At 39.5% G+C, this 17,829-nt stretch carries 18 protein-coding genes; 15 read left to right on the top strand and 3 right to left on the bottom strand.

What is annotated here, in order from left to right:
* The first annotated feature begins 221 nt into the window (after nt 1–221).
* A complete protein-coding gene (locus M3234_RS14345) occupies nt 222–461 on the top strand; it encodes a hypothetical protein (protein WP_262305374.1) in 240 nt (79 codons plus the stop codon).
* A 106-nt stretch (nt 462–567) separates the two neighbouring features.
* Here M3234_RS14345 and M3234_RS14340 read toward each other — a convergent pair whose 3' ends face one another.
* Nucleotides 568–999, bottom strand: coding sequence for a MarR family winged helix-turn-helix transcriptional regulator (locus tag M3234_RS14340; RefSeq protein WP_262305373.1), 432 nt, complete (start codon nt 997–999; stop codon nt 568–570).
* A 349-nt stretch (nt 1,000–1,348) separates the two neighbouring features.
* Here M3234_RS14340 and M3234_RS14335 point away from each other — a divergent pair, with 349 nt between their 5' ends.
* The 5 genes from M3234_RS14335 (at nt 1,349) to M3234_RS14315 (ending at nt 6,448) form a co-directional block, all read left to right on the top strand.
* Nucleotides 1,349–2,275: a VOC family protein gene (locus M3234_RS14335; RefSeq protein WP_262305372.1), complete on the top strand. Its 927-nt coding sequence runs from the start codon at nt 1,349–1,351 to the stop codon at nt 2,273–2,275.
* 60 nt (nt 2,276–2,335) lie between these two features.
* Entirely contained in the window at nt 2,336–3,475 is a 1,140-nt protein-coding gene (locus M3234_RS14330; protein WP_262305371.1) for an alpha/beta hydrolase family protein, read from the top strand.
* A gap of 76 nt (nt 3,476–3,551) precedes the next feature.
* Nucleotides 3,552–4,691, top strand: coding sequence for an FAD-dependent monooxygenase (locus tag M3234_RS14325; RefSeq protein WP_262305496.1), 1,140 nt, complete (start codon nt 3,552–3,554; stop codon nt 4,689–4,691).
* 115 nt (nt 4,692–4,806) lie between these two features.
* Nucleotides 4,807–5,574, top strand: a complete 768-nt coding sequence (locus M3234_RS14320; protein WP_262305370.1) for a cyclase family protein — start codon at nt 4,807–4,809, stop codon at nt 5,572–5,574.
* Nucleotides 5,575–5,593: 19 nt separating this feature from the next.
* Nucleotides 5,594–6,448, top strand: a complete 855-nt coding sequence (locus M3234_RS14315; protein ID WP_262305369.1) for a beta-keto acid cleavage family enzyme — start codon at nt 5,594–5,596, stop codon at nt 6,446–6,448.
* A 114-nt stretch (nt 6,449–6,562) separates the two neighbouring features.
* On the opposite strand, the gene M3234_RS14310 is transcribed toward M3234_RS14315, so the two are convergent.
* Nucleotides 6,563–7,483 (bottom strand): LysR substrate-binding domain-containing protein, encoded by a 921-nt coding sequence (locus tag M3234_RS14310; RefSeq protein ID WP_262305368.1) that lies wholly within the window; start codon nt 7,481–7,483, stop codon nt 6,563–6,565.
* 166 nt (nt 7,484–7,649) lie between these two features.
* On the opposite strand from M3234_RS14310, the gene M3234_RS14305 reads away from it, so the two are divergent.
* From M3234_RS14305 to M3234_RS14275, 7 genes are all read left to right on the top strand, one after another.
* Nucleotides 7,650–9,215, top strand: a complete 1,566-nt coding sequence (locus M3234_RS14305; RefSeq protein ID WP_262305367.1) for a long-chain-fatty-acid--CoA ligase — start codon at nt 7,650–7,652, stop codon at nt 9,213–9,215.
* A gap of 18 nt (nt 9,216–9,233) precedes the next feature.
* Nucleotides 9,234–10,016, top strand: coding sequence for an enoyl-CoA hydratase/isomerase family protein (locus M3234_RS14300; RefSeq protein ID WP_262305366.1), 783 nt, complete (start codon nt 9,234–9,236; stop codon nt 10,014–10,016).
* 35 nt (nt 10,017–10,051) lie between these two features.
* Complete coding sequence (locus M3234_RS14295; protein ID WP_262305365.1) at nt 10,052–10,708, top strand: carboxymuconolactone decarboxylase family protein; 657 nt, start codon at nt 10,052–10,054, stop codon at nt 10,706–10,708.
* Between the two features lie 93 nt (nt 10,709–10,801).
* Nucleotides 10,802–11,884: a TRAP transporter substrate-binding protein DctP gene (gene dctP, locus M3234_RS14290; protein WP_262305364.1), complete on the top strand. Its 1,083-nt coding sequence runs from the start codon at nt 10,802–10,804 to the stop codon at nt 11,882–11,884.
* Nucleotides 11,885–12,010: 126 nt separating this feature from the next.
* Nucleotides 12,011–12,478: a TRAP transporter small permease gene (locus M3234_RS14285; RefSeq protein ID WP_262305363.1), complete on the top strand. Its 468-nt coding sequence runs from the start codon at nt 12,011–12,013 to the stop codon at nt 12,476–12,478.
* Nucleotides 12,479–12,489: 11 nt separating this feature from the next.
* Nucleotides 12,490–13,800 (top strand): TRAP transporter large permease, encoded by a 1,311-nt coding sequence (locus M3234_RS14280; protein WP_262305362.1) that lies wholly within the window; start codon nt 12,490–12,492, stop codon nt 13,798–13,800.
* A gap of 668 nt (nt 13,801–14,468) precedes the next feature.
* Entirely contained in the window at nt 14,469–15,284 is an 816-nt protein-coding gene (locus M3234_RS14275) for a ZIP family metal transporter (RefSeq protein ID WP_262305361.1), read from the top strand.
* A 76-nt stretch (nt 15,285–15,360) separates the two neighbouring features.
* Here the strand turns inward: M3234_RS14275 and M3234_RS14270 are convergent, their stop codons facing one another.
* A complete protein-coding gene (locus tag M3234_RS14270) occupies nt 15,361–15,666 on the bottom strand; it encodes a monooxygenase (protein ID WP_262305360.1) in 306 nt (101 codons plus the stop codon).
* Between the two features lie 520 nt (nt 15,667–16,186).
* Between M3234_RS14270 and M3234_RS14265 the strand changes: the two genes are divergently transcribed.
* Together M3234_RS14265 and M3234_RS14260 are read left to right on the top strand one after the other, a co-directional pair.
* On the top strand, nt 16,187–17,422 hold the full coding sequence (locus tag M3234_RS14265; protein ID WP_262305359.1) for an MDR family MFS transporter: 1,236 nt from the start codon (nt 16,187–16,189) through the stop codon (nt 17,420–17,422).
* A 137-nt stretch (nt 17,423–17,559) separates the two neighbouring features.
* Nucleotides 17,560–17,748 (top strand): hypothetical protein, encoded by a 189-nt coding sequence (locus M3234_RS14260; RefSeq protein WP_262305358.1) that lies wholly within the window; start codon nt 17,560–17,562, stop codon nt 17,746–17,748.
* Nucleotides 17,749–17,829 lie beyond the last annotated feature (81 nt).

Below are 17,829 nucleotides of genomic sequence, written 5' to 3'. Positions count from 1 at the left end.
GCGTTGTTATTTGCCACGGGATAGACAATTCTAAAAGGGACGTTGAATTGTTTGAGAAGCTGCTAGATTGTGGGTCATTTTTTTTGAATAAAAATAACATAACAGGCAGCTGCCTAATTAGACGATTGTATGAAAAATTCATATCAAATAGGGCATATACCCAAGAACTTTTACCCAAAAATACATAAACTTTACTGTAAAAAGAAAAGAGGAGGAAGAACATGATCCCTAATTATTATACCCCTTATATAATGGAAGACAGGATTGGTTTAGGTGGACCAGGCTCAGGTTTTGGTTTCTCTCCGGGTCTTGGTTTAGGTGGACCAGGTTCAGGTTTTGGTTTTGGGCCAGGTCTCGGATTCGGAGGTCCAGGGTTTGGTTATGGCTATCCGCATTACCATCACTACTATCCGTATTACCATCATTACTACCCATACCACCACCACTACTACCCATACTAAGATTTGCTGATTAAAACGTACAACTAATATGAAAAGACGTATCTGCGAAACAGGCATTTCTACAATGGTAGAAACGCCTGTTTCTTTGAGTTAGCCATGCATTTCCTTATTCTAATCCACCAATGTTTCCTTTTATTTGTGTCAACATTATCTTAAGAGAATGGATTTGTTCTTCAGTCAGCCCTTGAACAATATCTTTCATTGTTTGCTGTTCAATTTTTTCAAGATCGTAATAAATCGTCCTAGCTTTTTCAGTTAGAAAAATGGAAAGTGAACGTCTGTCATTATGCTCCTTTGTTATTAAACCTTTGGCCAGCATGTTGTCTAACATTCTGGTAATACCAGGAGGATCTTTCTCGGATCTTATGGCAAGCTCCCTCTGACTTATGCCTTCCTCCTCCATTAATCGTGATATTAACACAAATTGTTCAGGCGTAATATTGTAGTCTTTTATTCTTCGTGCTAACAAATTATTTAAATTTAATGCGGTTCTATTTATTAAATAACCGATGGATGAGTCCAGTAAACTTTGTTTCATTTTTTATTTCTCCTATAGAAAAATTTCGCACTATTAATACTATTTTATAAAAATGTAACGTCTTTATAAAGGTACCATAAGCCAAAAAGTAAAACTATTAAATTATCCATAAAAACACAAATAACATTCATAAGATTCAAATAATTAATTCAATTTAGATTATTATTATTGACACCACTATTTACCAGTTGTTACAATGATTTCAAATAGTTGTTATGTTAACTATTAACGAAACAACTATTTTTTAACGCGTAGTTTGTAAACGTTTACAACGGAAGGGAGGGAGATCATTAACCGTTATTTCTATGAATTTATCAAAAACGAAAAATACCTTTAGGAGTGACGAATAATGGTAAATCCACATTTTTTATCCCAGTTGGCACATGTTGAACTGCTTTCCCCTAAACCAGAGGAAACAGTCCAGTATTTAAAGGAAGTATGGGGGCTGGAAGAGACAACAAGATCCGGACAGTCTGTCTATTTAAGAGCGTGGGGAGACTTCTTTCATCATTCATTAAAAATCACCGAAGCTGCTGGACCTGGCTTAGGCCATATTAGTTGGCGAGCCGACAGTGAATGCGCCTTACAAAATGTTGTTAAGCATTTAGAAAAAACGGAACTAGGCAAAGGATGGATCGAAGGAGATTTGGGGCATGGGAAAGCGTATAAATTTATGACTCCTGGAGGTCACCTTTCCGAGGTGTTTTGGGATGTGGAATGGTATGAGGCACCTGAAGGAAAAGCAAGCGTTTGGAAAAATCGCCCCCAAAAGCAGGTGCGCCGGGGAATTGGGGTCCGCCGCTTAGACCATGTTACGGTATTAACGGATAATACAACTGTGGATCGCTTATTCTATCAGGATTTAGGGATTAAATACAATGAAGGGATTTATTCCGATTTTGGTGATGAGATTGGCGCTTGGATGTCTGTGACGAACCTTTCACACGACATTGCGTTTATTAATGCGGGATTTAAGGGCGGCTTCCATCATGTATGCTTTGCGGTAGAGAGCCGGGAGGAATTGCTGACTGCTGCTGATACGATCCGCGAGCATGGTTACGAAATTGAATCCGGCCCAGGTAAACATGCCGTTGCTGAAGGGCTAAACTTATATGCAATTGAGCCTGGAGGAAATAGAATCGAACTGTATGCTGGGGCACATTTAATCTTTGCGCCTGATTGGGGTCCGAAAAAATGGATTATTTCTGAAAATCCTAATGATGCCTGGTCCAGCTATAATCTATTTAATCCAGATGGAAGTTTAAAATACAGCTAAAATGAAACAGTAATCTAAGAATCTACAACCATAGAAAATAGGAAGGGTGCGTTATCGATTATGTGGCATTTTTGGCCAGAAAGCTATATGTGGTCGTATCAATTAGTGCGAATTATTGGGCATTCTAATTTTGGCGGTAGTAACTTTAGTGAATGTTTACAAGCGGCAGAACGAATTAAGATGGGAGATTATGATAGCTGGTTCACAGAGTGGACGAGATTAGGTGACAGGGTTTTAGCTCAAGGGCACGAGGCATTTGATCAAGGAAATCTCGTTACAGCGAGGGCTCATTTCTTGAGGGCATCGAATTATATCCGCCTGGGTGAATTTTTCCTGCAGCCTAATGATCCTAGGAAAATGGACACGTATTTAAAGGGAATTGAAGTGTTTCGAAAAGGGGCAAAATTGATGGAAAATCCCCCAGAAATCATCGAAATTCCTTATGAAGATTCTTATCTTCCTGGTTATTTCTGTCGTGGCCCTCAAGCAGAAAAATCCCCAGTAGTGGTGATGTTCGGAGGACTTGATTCCACAGCAGAAGAGATCTATTTTGCTTTATCCCAAAGTCTTTACGATCGTGGGTTGGGACTGATCGCAGTAGATGGTCCAGGTCAAGGTGCTGCCTTAAGATTAAACAAGATTGCTTCCCGCTTTGATTTTGAAGTGGCAGGTTCTGCCGTGGCAGATTGGGCGGAGAATCATCCTAACATTGATTCTGAACGGATGGCGATCATGGCTTGGTCGATGGGCGGATATATGGCCGCCAGGATTGCTGCATTCGAACCAAGGTATAAGGCTTGCGGTATCTATAGTGCAGTTTATGATTATAACGATATGTGGAAAAATAGGCCAGATCATCATCCGCTAGCCGCAATACTGCAGCATGTAATAGGTGTAGAAAGTATGCCTGAAGCACGGGAAAAATTGAAAAACTACCATTTACGCGGCGTAGCAGAAAAGATAACATGTCCTACTTATGTACTTCATGGTGAGGAGGATCAACAAGCGAATGTTGATCAGGCCTACCGTGTCTATAATGCCTTAACCTGCCAAAAGGTATTAAACATTGTTACACCTGATAAAACAGGTGCCGCTCACTGTCAATCGGATAACCTAACACAAGCCTTTCCATTATTTGATTGGATTCAACAACAACTTAATGCAAGGCTTCCAAAGAATGAGTTAGTGAGCAGTAAATGATTCCTTCATTAAAAAGGTGTATGACTACCGATTGAATTTAGAATATTCAGTAAAAGGAGATGTCTTAGTGGCAAAGATGAATAAGGTTCTAATTATCGGTGGTGGCATTGGTGGATTATCTACGGCCATTGCACTACAAAAAAAGGGTGTCCAAACAGAAGTATGGGAAAAAAATAGTGAGTGGAATGTATATGGGGTTGGAATCATTCAAGCGTCCAACCAATTACGGGAATTAGGCGTATTGGGAGTAGTGGATGAATGTTTGGCAAAAGGCTGCGAATTTCCCGGCTGGCGGTTTTATAATGCAAAGGGTGATGTGTTAACAGAAGTTCCAACTCCTCGAGCTGACAACTATCCAGCGAATAATGGAATTTCCCGCAGAGAGTTGCATCAAATTTTGCTGGACAATGCCATTAAATATGGTGCCACTATTAAAATGGGCCTCACTTTTTCAAAGATAGAAAATCGGGAAGATTGCGTGTATGTAGAATCTACTGAGGGTATTTCCGGAGAATACGATTTATTGGTTGGAGCTGATGGAATTAGATCACAGGTTAGAAGCAAGGTTTTTGGGGAGGAATACCAGCCTAATTTTGTTGGGCAGGGCGGCTGGCGATACCCAATGGAGAAACCAGAAGGCCTTGTATGGGGCGGTCTTGTTTACGGTGAAAAAAATAAAGCGGTCATCGTCCCAATGGGCCCTGATTCTATCTATCTTACAGCTGTTTCTCCTGAGGCACGTGATGCCCATATGCCGGAGAATCAACTCCACTTGTTAATGCGTGATCGATTAAAAGAGTTTGGCGGTATTGTGGCAGAATTGCGGGAAAAAATTGTGAATCCAAAGGATGTCGTATACCGGCCATACGAGGAAATATTAATGCCGGCTCCTTGGTATAGGGGGCGTGTCCTGCTTATTGGCGATGCTGTCCATGCGTCTCCGCCACAATTGGGCCAAGGTGCAGCACTTGCCATTGAAGACGCCGTCGTCTTAGCTGAATTAGTGGCCCGTGAGGAGGATCTTGATCGTTTGCTTGCTGAATTTATGAATCAAAGGATAGAACGGTCAAAGTTGGTCGTTGAAACCTCTGTAAATTTGGTTGAATGGGAGAAACTCGAATGGGAAGGCAAGCTCGACCCTAGCATTAATCCATCGGCTACATTCGGCCAAGCCTTGAAAAAGATGACAGAACCCATTCTCCAAAAGAAACACTAGAAAACTAGTAACCTAACAAGAGGAATTCTAAGAAAGGTTCCGTAGACATAGCATAGAAAGGATTCCTCTTTTAATAAAGCAGTGTTACATATTTTGGAGCAGGAGGTTGTTCACTATGAAATTTATTGATTTAAGCGTTGCCATTGAAAGTAAGCTTCCGTCTGACCCGCCTCAAATGATTCCTGAAATTGATTATCAAAACCACGAAAATCAAATCAACGACATGTTAAGTTTTTTCCCAGGGGCAACGAAGGAAGACCTTCCTGGCGGGTTGGCTTGGGCACTGGAAAATGTAAAGCTTACGACACATTCAGGAACACATGTTGATGCACCTTGGCATTATCACCCGACGATGAATAATGGTGAGAAGTCATGGACCATCGATCAGGTCCCATTGGAGTGGTTTTATGGAGATGGAGTCGTCGTGGATTTTACGGACAAACCGGATGGTTATGCGACCACGATAGATGATTTTAAACAGTATTTCGAGAAAATAAATTATACCTTTAAAAAAGGTGATATCCTTTTAGTCCACACCGGTGCCTCTAAAAAGTGGGGCACAAAAGAATACTTGACAGCAGGTTGCGGGATGGGGCGCGATGTCACCTTGTGGCTGATTAATCAAGGCATACGCACGATGGGAACGGATGGGTGGAGTTGGGACCGGCCACTTGGGTTCATTGCGAAGGACTTTGCCAGAACTCATGATAAAAGTCTCATTTGGGAAGGTCATTTTGCCGGAATTGAAAAGGCCTATTGCCAAATTGAAAAACTAACCAACCTGGATAAATTGCCGCCTTATGGATTCAAAGTCTCTTGTTTTCCGGTAAAAATTAAGAGTGCTAGTGCCGGTTGGGTTCGAGCCGTTGCGATTTTAGATTAATGATAGGGAAGTGAATAAAATGTCTAAAGACCATTTGAAAAATAAAGTCATCTTAACGGTTGCCACAACAGGTGCTGTCACAAGAAGAGAAGATACCCCCTATTTACCTCAATCCCCGCAAGAAATAGCAGATGAAGTGTCCAAATGTTATCAGGCAGGCGCAGCGATTGCCCATATTCATGTTCGTGAGGATGATGGAACACCTTCAATGAATATTGACAAATTCAGAGAAACGGTTGCGTTAATCAGAGAACGATGCGATATTGTGATTAATCTTACTTCATCGGGTGGTATTGGATTAGACGAAGATGATCGAATTCGCCCGATTGTTGAATTAGTCCCCGAACTAGCTACTTTTGATGCAGGCACGATGAATTGGAGACATGAGACTGTTTTTGACAACAATCCTAAATTTCTGGAACGCTTAGGGAGCGAGATGGTGAATTTCGGTGTTAAGCCGGAAATCGAAGTATTTGATGCCGGGATGCTGTATAACGCCCTGCACTATATTAAAAAGGGAATGATTAAGGAACCGATGCACGTTCAATTCGTACTCGGTGCGCCTGGTGGAATAGCAGCAACGATTGAGAATCTAGTTTTTCTAAAGGGATTACTTCCCGAAAATACAACCTGGAGTGCATTTGGGATAGGAAGAATGAGCGTCCCGATTATGATGACAACGATTGCGATGGGCGGTCATATCAGAGTAGGGATGGAGGATAATATCTTTATTAAAAAAGGAGTCCTTGCGAAATCCAATGTTGAATTCGTTGAACAGGCAAAAAGGTTAGTAGCTGAAATCGGAAAAGAGCTTGCTACCCCTGACGAAGCAAGGGAAATCTTATCACTTACATCGGTTATTAAAAGTAAATAGCGACGTTTAAGGATATAAGACCCTCACAAGCTGTGGGGGTCTTTTTATAGCATGATAAAAAGCAACCGTTGCAACTCTTCAGGGTAATCAAGTTTGATTTTAGCTAGATTACATTTATATTTTTTGGTCATAATCTACATTTAGATTAATATTATCCTTAAATAATTCGTTAAATACCTCCAGAAAAGATTCTACTAACGGTGATTCCTCATTTTTCCTCCAGACCAGCGAAAGGTCCATTGCTGCATTATCATTTAAAATGGGTCTAAATACAATTCCAGAATTTCCATATTCAAGGGTTAGATTGGTGACGAGTGAGATACCCATACCCGTTGAGATGAGGGTTAGAATCGTAAATATCCCTTCTGCTTCTTGGACAACCTTTGGGCTAAAACCGGCACGATTACAAATCGAAATGATGGTATCAAAATAACCTGGTTCACTTTTTCGATGCGCCATAATGAAAGGTTCGCTTTCTAGTTCCTTTAAATTTATTGGGGATGTCTCGTTAGCTAAATGGTGGGTTGAAGGTAGTGCCACTACAAACGGCGCAAAGCCCACTAATCGTGAGTTCAATTGGCTGCTTTCAATTGGCGGACATACAAAGCCTAGTTTGATCTTATTTTCGTATAAATAACGAATCTGATTAGATGTTGACAAATGTTGTAAAACAATTTCAACTTTTGGATACCGTGAACGATAGGTCCGAATCAATTGTAAAATTAGTTTACTCAAAATCCCAGTATATCCTATATGTAATTGACCTTTTTCGCCTTGATGAATTTTTTGGACATCGATACGGGTTTTTTCGATTTTATTTAAAATTTCATAGGCTTGTTCCAATAAATATTTTCCCGCTGGTGTCAACTCTGTATGACGTTTTGTCCTTTTAAATAATTCAACCCCTAAATTTTTCTCCAACTGTGCTATTTGATGACTAAGAGGCGGTTGGCTTATATTTAAGCGTTGAGCTGCTCTGCCAAAATGGAGTTCTTCGGCAACTGCTATAAAATAGTGTAAATGTCTAAACTCCATAATTTCCTCCAATTTTACAAGAATAATATTTTTTAAATATTAAAACAACTATAACATGTATTAGACCAGCAATTACAATAAGTGATACCATTTTACCAGGAATAATTATTATTTTAATTTTATGAAAAATCAAAAACGAAGAAAAAAGACAAGGGGGAGGAGTAATTTGGATTCTTCTATACTTACTGTTAACGATTTATTAAACAGTTTGTTTTTCAATCATGCTAATAGGATCGCGGTACATTTTCCATCTAGATCATTCACTTACCGAGAATTACATAAACATGCTAATCGAGTAGCCCATGGATTGATTAAGCGTGGGGTGAAAAATAATACAAGGGTGGCTTTGCTTTTATCCAACACTCCCGAATATCTAGTAAGTGAATTAGCAATCTTCTTTGCGGGGGGAACCAAGGTCCCCTTAAACAATATGCTCAGAGAGAGTGATATTCTGTACATTTTAAATGATTCGGATGCAGAAGTCCTAATCGTGGAAGAACAATTCTTTCCCATAATCAAAAACATACAAATGGAATTACCCAAGCTTAAAACGATTATTGGTGTGGGCAGCGAGGGAAAATTACCGGATCAATTTATTTCATGGGAAACTTTTCAAGCAACTGAACCCGAATCTTTGATAGAGGTTCAAACAAAACCTACCGATCTCTCATTAATTCTATATACCGGTGGGACCACGGGAAAACCAAAGGGAGTTGTGCACACACACCAGGGAACCGTTTTGACTTTTCTTTCTATTGTGCTAGAGACAAACATGAAAGAGGATGAAAAAATTCTATTAACAACACCACTTCCACATGCAGCAGGGCTTTATTTGTACGCAGGTTTAGTAAAAGGAGCCCAAATATATATTGAAAGTAAATTTGATCCAGAGAACGTGCTGAAACATATAGAACAAAATAAGATTACGTTCCTTAGTGCAGTACCAACAACACTTTATCGTCTGTTCGATTTTATGGAAGGAAAGGAATTTGATGTTACCTCCATTCGAACCATTCAATATGGAACGGCACCAATTACAGCCACTCGATTGAGGCAAGGGCTCGAGATTTTTGGTCAAGTATTTCTACAAATCTATGGATTAACTGAAACTCAAAGTGCTGCGACATGGCTAAAGAAATACGATCATCGTTTGGATGGCGACAATTTGAAAGTATTGCAAAGCTGTGGCAAATCCACCATTATGAGCAGAATTAAAATTGTCGATGAAAGTGGGAATCAAGTAGGTCCTGGTGTTGAAGGTGAAATTGCTGTGAAAGCGCTGACAAATATGGTGGGATATCACAAATTATCTGATAAAACAAGTGAAACAATAAGGGATGGCTGGCTGCACACTGGCGACGTTGGGGTTATGGATGAAAAAGGATATCTTTATTTATTGGATAGAAAAAAGGATATGATCATCAGTGGTGGAATGAATGTATATTCATCAGAGGTAGAAAATGTAATTCAAAAGCACCCGGATGTCCGACAAGTAGCTGTAATTGGTATTCCTGATCAAGATTGGGGAGAGGCAGTTACCGCCTTCATTATCCCTAAAAACAACCAATTAAATGTTGAAGGCATTATGAAATACTGTAAAAACAATCTATCAAAATATAAAGTGCCCAAGTCGATTAACATTGTAGAGGAATTACCTCTTACCAATTACGGAAAAATAGATAAAAAAGCGTTACGGACACCTTACTGGGAAATGGTTGACAGAAAAATCTAATGATAAGGGGAGGATGAAATGAAAGACTATCAAACGATATCAGTAGAATGGAGTAAACCGGTTCTAAAGGTTGCTTTCAATCGACCTGAAAAAGCGAATGCCATGAATAAACAAATGAACGAAGAACTCGATTCCATAATAACTGAAGTTCGTAAAGATACAGATTATAAATTTATTGTATTCACTGGAAACGGCAAAGCCTTTTCGGCTGGTGCCGATATGAATGAGGTTTTGCAAGGAATAGAGAATAACTCTTTTAGCCGTTCTTTTATAAGGGAAGATCAACTATCAAGACAGGAGTTTTTAAGAAAGTTTGATTCTCTTGATCAAATCACTATCGCAGCGATAAATGGCCCCATGTACGGAGCGGGTTTGGCCCTAGCAATGGTATGTGATTTCCGTATTATGGCGGACCATGCCACGGCCTGTCTCCCTGAGGTTGAACGGGGGTTATTCTTCTCGGGAGGGGGGACACCTCGATTAGTCAATTTGATCGGCCCCGCTAAGGCTAAGGAGTTTATTATGTTGTGTGATGCAATTGATGCAACAGAAGCTTTAAAAATTGGGTTGGTCAACAAAGTAGTTCCATTACAAGATTTAGCTGCAGCAACGGAAGAATTAATAGGCAAGTTGAACCGAAGTCCATTTTCACCGATTAGACTAACCAAAAAGATTGTTAATGCAGCAACCCCGAGATTTGAAAATCTTCTCTTTTATGAGCCGGAACTACAGGAACAGATGATGCTTTATGGGGAAGCAAGGGAAGAAATAAATAAATTTGTTTCAAGCAAGAAAAAATAAATCATTTATTAAGATGAATAGGGAGGAAATAAAAAATGAGTCATGACTGTTTATACAAAAAATCATATTTTTCACGCCTAGGGGAATTTAGCGATTTAGTTCCTGATACGTTTAAGGCATTTGTCAGATTTGATTACCTGGCATTAAAGGGCGGGGTGATAAATTCAAAATTAAAAGAGTTAATCGCAATAGCTGTTGCTCATACAACGGGATGTCCCTATTGCATTGATGTACACGTGAAAAAAGCGAAATCTCTGGGAGCAAGCAAAGAGGAAATGGCTGAAGCGATTATGGTTGCAACTGCACTAAAAGCAGGATCGGCGCTCGCACATGGAGTAAATGCCCTAAATAGCTACGACAACATAGATGAAGAGGAGTTGTATAAGAAATCCTATTTTAGTAGGTTGAAAGAGTTCTCAGATCTTAATGGGGACGTATTTGCTTCATTTGTAGATTTTGATAAAAAAGCATTGAAATCCGGATTGCTCAGTGTAAAGGATAAGGAACTCATTGCAGTTAGCGTTGCCCATACAACAGGCTGTCCATATTGTATCGATATCCATACTAAAGGAGCAAAAAGATCGAAAGCCAGTAAGGAAGAAGTGGCGGAGGCTATATTGGTAGCAACTGCATTAAAAGCTGGTTCTGCCTTGGCACATGGTGTAAATGCTTTAAATGCGTTTGATGAATAAATTTGTTTCAAGACTTGGAAGAAATTATACACTTTGCTTTACAATTTTACGAGTGAAAATAAAATCCTTATTTTTATGGGGAGGAAGCCTACAATGGCAAAAAAACTTAGTATTTTGATTACCCTAATACTCACTATTTCAATTGGTTTACTAGGGTGTGGAAAGTCAGCAAATGAAACAAGTTCAAAGGATAATTCCGGAGAGAAAGATGTATACAAACTAAGCTTTAATATACAAATCCCAGCTACCCATAAATTTCATACAGATGTTGTAAAGCCATGGGCTGATCTTGTAGAAAAAGAAACAAATGGCAAAGTAAAGATAGAAATTTATAATAGTGGCGCTCTTGGAACCCTGGCTACCGCTTATGACGATATAAAGGGAGCTGTATATGATATTGGTTATGTAAGCCCGGGCCTTCATCTTGACAGTAATCTTTACCCATTAACAATAGGTGATTTGCCATTTGGGATTACAGATCCCATCGTTAAGGCAAAGGTTTTGGGAAAACTATCTGACAAATATATGAAAGATGCCTTTAAAGAAGCAACGCTTTTGACGATATCTTCTACGGACTCTTATCAGTTGTATAGTAAGGAGCCAGTAAAATCTATAAAGGACGTTAAGGAACAGAAAATTATTGCTCAAGGGGCAGAGAGAATCGAAACTGTAAAAGGCTGGGGGGCAGTGCCTGTATCCCTGGGTCTTGAACAAATTTATGAGTCTTTAGAAAAGAAAACAGTTAACCAAACAACCTACACATCAGTTGGTGCAGTTGGCCTTAAATTATATGAGGTTGCCCCCTATTTAACAAAAATTGACTTAGGTGCAACGACGCTCGTGTTTTTAATAAACACAGAATCTCTTAACCAGCTGCCTGCCGACCTTAAAAAACAATTTGTCGAAGAATTAGGCCCTAAGTTAGGGGAGATGACTGGCGAAATGTACAAAAGCCAAGCGGATTCAGCCATTAAAGAGTATGGTGAAAAAGTAAAAAGCAAGGGTGGCCAGGTGACTACATTAAGCGGTGAGGAATTAAAGGCATTTAAAAAACCTAGCGAGAAAATATGGAATCACTGGGCGGAGGAAGCAAACAGAAAGGGTTATTCGGGTAACGAGATATTAAAGGAATTTGAGAAATTAATTGAAAAAGAAGGCGTTGAGCTACCTTTTTGAGCTGTAAATAGAGTAGGTGCTATTTTTAACTAAAACATTTGGAATAGGATCTTTTGAATAAGTCAGCCATCTATTCAAAAGATCCTTCTTCCGTTCTGAACTTTTTTAAAGAAAGAAGGTAGAGGCATGCAGCTTTTAATAAAAGTTATACACCTCATCACTAACATCAATAAATGGGTATCTTATATTACCCTTATTATTATGATGATAGCAGTTACTTATTTTTCCATCTCAAGAACCACAGGACATCCTGTGATTGGGGATATTGAGTTGGTACAGTTTACGATGGTATTACTCATTATGGGTTCACTTGCACTAACGGAACAATCTGATTCGCATATTTCCATCGGGCTAATTGTAGATAAACTTCCCCCGCGTATCCAAGTTGCAATAAGTTGTTTTTCGCAGTTACTAATGACCTCGTTTTGTTTCCTAATTTGTTGGATTTTTATTACCAGAATAAATTTTTTGCAGGCTTCTGATTTATTAAAAATTCCCTTTTATCCTTTTAAGATTTTTATCATCATTGGTTTTTGTGGTTGGGGATTAGAGTCCCTCTTAAGGTTCATTAAATCAGTTCGAAGCTTTTCATAGGGAGTGAGAAAATGTCAGTTGAGATGGTTGGCGTTATCGTAATTATTTCAGTTTTTATACTAATGTTCCTTCGAATCCCCATTGCTATTTCGATGGCAATTCCTGCAGCTTTAGCCATCATCTACCTAAAGGGATTTAATACCCTGATGACATCTATTGATAGTATAGTATGGTACCAGAGTTATAGCTACACGCTTTCAACCATACCTTTATTTGTTTTGATGGGTAATTTTTTATATACAGCAGGTATAAGTGAGGAATTGTTTGATACATTTCGCAAATGGTTTGGAAAATTTAAGGGAGGATTAGGGCTTGCGACGATTGGATCATCGGCGATGTTTGCAGCTGCCTCTGGTTCGAGTGTAGCCAATACAGGGACAATGGGGGTCATTGCCTCAAAGGAAATGTTAAAAGCAGGGTACAGTAAAAGTTTAACTGGCGGTTCCATCGTGGCTGGTGGTGCATTAGGCATTTTAATTCCCCCAAGTACCACCTTTATCATTTATGGAATGATTACGGAACAGTCCATTGGTGCACTTTTAACAGCCGGCATCATTCCTGGAATATTATTGACCACTATGTTTATGCTTACGATTATCATTACTGTAATTGTAAAGCCAAATTTGGTTTCAAACAAAGTAGATGCGAGTGTAAGCTGGACAGAACGATTTATTTCTCTAAGGTCCAATTTAAGTATTATTATCATGTTTTTCATTGTATTGGGCGGCCTGTATCTCGGATTATTCACAGCTACTGAAGCAGCAGGTGTTGGTGCTTTCGGTGCATTTATTATTGGTTTGATGAGAAGGAAACTAACACTTGGTAAATTTTCTGAAGCAATTATAAGCACAATTAAAACAACAGGTTTTATGTTTGCCATTTTATTGGGCGCTTTCATATTAAATTATGTTTTGGTTATTACTCGGCTGCCTTTTTTACTTGCAGATTTTCTATTTGAGAAGGATCTTAGCCCAACAATGATATTTATATTAATCGTTATCATGTATATCATATTAGGTGCACTTATGGATTCTTTAGCGATGATGGTAGTTACCATACCTATTCTTATGCCAGTACTCGAAATGGCAGGATTTGATTTAGTTTGGTTTGGAGTCGTCATTGTTCTCGTCGTAGAAATGGCCTTAATTTCTCCTCCTGTCGGAATGAATTGCTTTGTCCTAAAAGGTGTTTCCGATGATTTGGAATTAGTGGATATTTTTAAGGGAGCATTAATTTTCATAATACCTATTGTAATTCTTATTATATTGATCTATATTTTCCCTGAAATTGCACTTTTCTTGCCTAATACCATGAAATCCTAAGGGCAATGCTGGGCACAGCAAGCCATATGGCTTCAAGGTTAAAAGGTTACACCATTTGTGCCATTTGTCTCCTTAATCGGTATTGGTTTTTTAGTTTATCTGATATCAGCCTGCCTTCGATTACCTAGATCCGCTTTATGATTTGGATGGCGGTTGGGGTGAAAAGAGATTAGGAAGAGAGTTGGCAGACGCCAACTCTCTTTTTTCCCACCACATAATATAGTAGCCTTCGCAAATGGGGCAGCATTTCCCAATATTTCATACGGATCCATTCCCGTATTCACAAGCGACATGCCAATATATAGACAGAGAGCACAGCCCGAAGTAAGTCGCGCTGCAACCAGGTAGCAATGTATCCAAAGCCATCTGGTCTCTCATTTGTTTCTTCATAAACGTGCCCCTTTACCTTACAACTAATTTTCACTAGATACCCATCGAAAAATCCTCCTTTTAAAAAAAGGTTTTACTTTTTCCATACTTATGCGTCAATGCTTGTCCTCTTTGAATTACTATTTCACTACAATCATTACAAAGAGATGATGAACAAGGATATAGTTGAATGGTCGATGTAAAGGGAAGGATCTTTTTAGTTTGGAAAAATGGCTAAATGGAACAAGTATTGGTTAAAATACGGGTTAAAACAAAGGAGTTGGAGGACATTCGTTTTCATGGTTCATTTTTTTCAACATTTTAGTCCTATAGGACAAGCATTTATCGCTACTTTATTTACGTGGGGAATGACGGCGATCGGGGCTGCGCTTGTTTTTGCAACAAAAACAATAAACCAGCGATTACTAGACAGCATGTTAGGATTTGCCGGAGGTGTCATGATTGCAGCCAGTTATTGGTCCTTATTGGGACCGGCAATCGAAATGTCAGCGGACCATGCCGTTGGAGCCTGGTTTCCAGCAGCATTTGGATTTATATTGGGTGGGGTTTTTTTATGGGGAATTGATAAGATTCTGCCTCATCTTCATCCGAATTCTCCACTTAGCCATGCGGAGGGATTTTATCCTAAAGCGAGAAAAAGAAGTACATTGCTAGTCCTTGCCATCACCCTCCATAATATCCCAGAGGGGTTGGCGGTCGGAATTTCTTTCGGCGCCGTTGCCAATGTGGGAACAGAAGCTTCGTTAGCGGGTGCTTTGGCACTTGCCTTAGGAATCGGCATTCAAAACTTACCTGAAGGAGTAGCGGTGGCCATGCCCTTAAGAGGGGAGGGAATGACACGTAGGAGGAGCTTTATGTACGGACAATTTTCAGGGATGGTTGAGCCGATTGCCGCTGTTATTGGTGCATTTGCTGTATCATTTATTGAGCCATTATTGCCTTATGCATTAAGTTTTGCCGCGGGAGCCATGATTTTTGTTGTTGCTGAAGAAGTCATTCCCAGCTCACAAGAAAAAGGCAATAAGGATCTGGCTTCTATGAGTTTAATGGTTGGTTTTGTATTAATGATGATTCTCGATGTGGCATTAGGATGATTTGGCTGTATGAAAAAGGGAGTAGCACTCTACTCCCTTTTTCATTTGATATCATGTGATATCAAATCTTTAAAGTTTATTTTACTGGACCATTCGTGATTTCAGTAAGTCTCGCATTGATAGCAAAGATTTTTGCGTTTACTTCTGTTATTCCGAATCCAGTCAATCGTTTTGAGTGCATGTCTAAATATTTTTCGGCCATTTCTTTTGTTTCAAACATATAAATTCCACCGGCCTCATTTGTGTCAGGACTCTCTGTCCAGATTTTCCACATGAATCCTTTTTCTTCATTAATACTTCTTGCTAAGTCCGAAAATGCCTCGGCCATCTCATCACCGAAAGGTCCACTCATTTTAAAATCCACTTGTAATACGTAAGACATTGTTTTTTCTCCCTGTAAAGTATGATTCCCCAAATGACCCTGGAGGAATCTAAATACTAGTTTAGTGGATCCTATCATCTAAAAACACCAATACTTTCTTGGATGTGTTGGATATCCAACACATATCTAAAAATGTTGAAAAAGTAGGCAAGATAACGTGTAAAAACTGGCCAGTAAATCAATTCTCACGTCATGTGGTTCTACATGAATCGGGCGGCTTATGCCAAGATTAGACGAACTTGTAGTTGGTAAGGTTAAGGCGAATATATTATGTGAACGACAATAATATTATGTGGTAACATAATATAATTAAGATGCAGGGCCGGACATGTTACTGCATGTTCGGTCTTTTTTATGATATGATTTGCATAATTCTATTTTTTTACCGAAATTATTGAAAAATAGATGTTAGAGAGGAATTGGAGCAAAGGAATATTATCCTTTTACGAATGTTTCTGTGGACTGATAATTATCAAAGAAATAACAGTAGTTTTGAATTTTTATAGAGGAGAAGTGTATTTTGATAAAGAATCTGCGAAATCTGCATCCGCTTACCATTAATGTTTTGGTCGGCACCATGTTCGGACGGATGGCCACTTCAATGAGCATTCCTTTCCTGGCGATCTACTTAACTCAAGTCAAGCACGTTTCCCCGTCTCAAACAGGGATAATTATTGCAGTAAGTTCCCTTGTCGGGATTTGTACTAGTTTTGCCGGCGGTTATTTATCCGATTGGATTGGCAGGAAAATCATTCTGTTTTTATCCGTTTTTTTGTGGGCAGCTGTTTTTGCCCTCTTCGGGGTGGCTGATTCTGTTGCTGGCTTCTTTCTTGCCAATGCTCTGAACGGGTTTTGTAAATCCGTGTTTGAACCGGCATCGAGAGCTCTTCTTGCTGACCTTACTGAGCCAAAGAACAGGCTGGCCATCTTTAACCTGCGCTATACCGCTATCAATATTGGAGTTATTTTTGGACCCATGCTTGGCTTTTATTTCGGCTCATCGGAAACGACTTTCCTATTCTTTATTGCAGCTGGTGTATATATCATCTATGGGCTATCGCTTGTGCTCACTTTTAGCAAGACCGGGTACAAGGAGAATACTGTGCAGATGCCTTCGCAAAAGAAAGCTACATTTTCCGAAGCAGTTATGGCAGTGAGGAAAGATAAGGTACTCCTTATGTCGTTGCTTGGCATCATTCTTGCCACAACAGGTTATGCACAGTTTAACTCGACGTTGCCTCAGTTCCTTTCTGGAGCATTTGGCCAGAATAAAGGGGCAGGCATGTTTTCGGGTTTCTTGATCCTGAATGCGATAACGGTGATCTCTTTGCAGTACCCGCTGCTAAAAATAGGGAAAAAGTATTCGCCGATTGTTTCCATTATGATAGGAAATATGCTTTGTGCGCTAGGGGTGTTTGCTTTTTCACTTGCGGAGTCGATTCCGTCTTGGGGAGCAGTCATCATTCTTTTTACCATTGGTGAAATTCTCATGTTTGCCATGACCGATGCCTTTATTGATTCCATCGCAAAATCAGATTTGCGAGGCACTTACTTTGGGGCGATGGGATTCACGCAAATTGGAAGTATCATCGGCCCGTCACTGGGCGGCCTTTTATTGGATCATTTCGGCTATGGGGATGCTGTCTCTGTATTTGGACTGCTAGCTGGATTGTCACTTCTTGGGGTTCCTGTCCTTTATGCGGTAAAAGTTGCGATGGGGAGGATGGCCAGTCAACGCTCCAAGGAGGTAGGTTAAACTTGGATTTCGAAAAACTCACATTCAATGCAGGCAGAAACTATTCATCTATGAAACTAGAGTAGAGTTGAATATGCCGACATAAAACAAATGATTTCATCATATTATCACCAATGAGAGGGTAAAGAGGTGAAAATATGATGCGTTCTGTTGGCAGAAAGTTCATCTGGTTTCTAATCGGCAGCACGATTTTTACTACCTTTGTCGGATATGTTCTATATAAGGCTGGACTCATTTCGTTTCCAAGAATTCCAGATTCTCAAAGAGCTCAGGATAATAAGGACCGTCATCGTAATAGAAGAGTTGGTAGAATTCGAGTTATTTAGAGTTTCCTTACTCATCACGTTTTAGTTTCTCAATTCATTATCTTAAATAGAGTCATATTTAGCAAAGGGCCAACAGTCGGG

It is taken from the genome of Neobacillus niacini, from assembly GCF_023715785.1.
Classification (GTDB): Bacteria; Bacillota; Bacilli; order Bacillales; family Cytobacillaceae; genus Neobacillus; species Neobacillus niacini_E.
The sequence above is the reverse complement of the archived record's forward strand: the minus strand, read 5'-3'. Positions and strand labels throughout refer to the sequence as shown.

Bases quoted from the DNA above. Each gene is read 5' to 3' on its own strand.
- M3234_RS14345 (WP_262305374.1), top strand. From the start codon at position 222: ATGATCCCTAATTATTATACCCCTTATATAATGGAAGACAGGATTGGT.
- M3234_RS14340 (WP_262305373.1), bottom strand. From the start codon at position 999: ATGAAACAAAGTTTACTGGACTCATCCATCGGTTATTTAATAAATAGA.
- M3234_RS14335 (WP_262305372.1), top strand. From the start codon at position 1,349: ATGGTAAATCCACATTTTTTATCCCAGTTGGCACATGTTGAACTGCTT.
- M3234_RS14330 (WP_262305371.1), top strand. From the start codon at position 2,336: ATGTGGCATTTTTGGCCAGAAAGCTATATGTGGTCGTATCAATTAGTG.
- M3234_RS14325 (WP_262305496.1), top strand. From the start codon at position 3,552: ATGAATAAGGTTCTAATTATCGGTGGTGGCATTGGTGGATTATCTACG.
- M3234_RS14320 (WP_262305370.1), top strand. From the start codon at position 4,807: ATGAAATTTATTGATTTAAGCGTTGCCATTGAAAGTAAGCTTCCGTCT.
- M3234_RS14315 (WP_262305369.1), top strand. From the start codon at position 5,594: ATGTCTAAAGACCATTTGAAAAATAAAGTCATCTTAACGGTTGCCACA.
- M3234_RS14310 (WP_262305368.1), bottom strand. From the start codon at position 7,483: ATGGAGTTTAGACATTTACACTATTTTATAGCAGTTGCCGAAGAACTC.
- M3234_RS14300 (WP_262305366.1), top strand. From the start codon at position 9,234: ATGAAAGACTATCAAACGATATCAGTAGAATGGAGTAAACCGGTTCTA.
- M3234_RS14295 (WP_262305365.1), top strand. From the start codon at position 10,052: ATGAGTCATGACTGTTTATACAAAAAATCATATTTTTCACGCCTAGGG.
- dctP (WP_262305364.1), top strand. From the start codon at position 10,802: ATGGCAAAAAAACTTAGTATTTTGATTACCCTAATACTCACTATTTCA.
- M3234_RS14285 (WP_262305363.1), top strand. From the start codon at position 12,011: ATGCAGCTTTTAATAAAAGTTATACACCTCATCACTAACATCAATAAA.
- M3234_RS14280 (WP_262305362.1), top strand. From the start codon at position 12,490: ATGTCAGTTGAGATGGTTGGCGTTATCGTAATTATTTCAGTTTTTATA.
- M3234_RS14275 (WP_262305361.1), top strand. From the start codon at position 14,469: ATGGTTCATTTTTTTCAACATTTTAGTCCTATAGGACAAGCATTTATC.
- M3234_RS14270 (WP_262305360.1), bottom strand. From the start codon at position 15,666: ATGTCTTACGTATTACAAGTGGATTTTAAAATGAGTGGACCTTTCGGT.
- M3234_RS14260 (WP_262305358.1), top strand. From the start codon at position 17,560: ATGATGCGTTCTGTTGGCAGAAAGTTCATCTGGTTTCTAATCGGCAGC.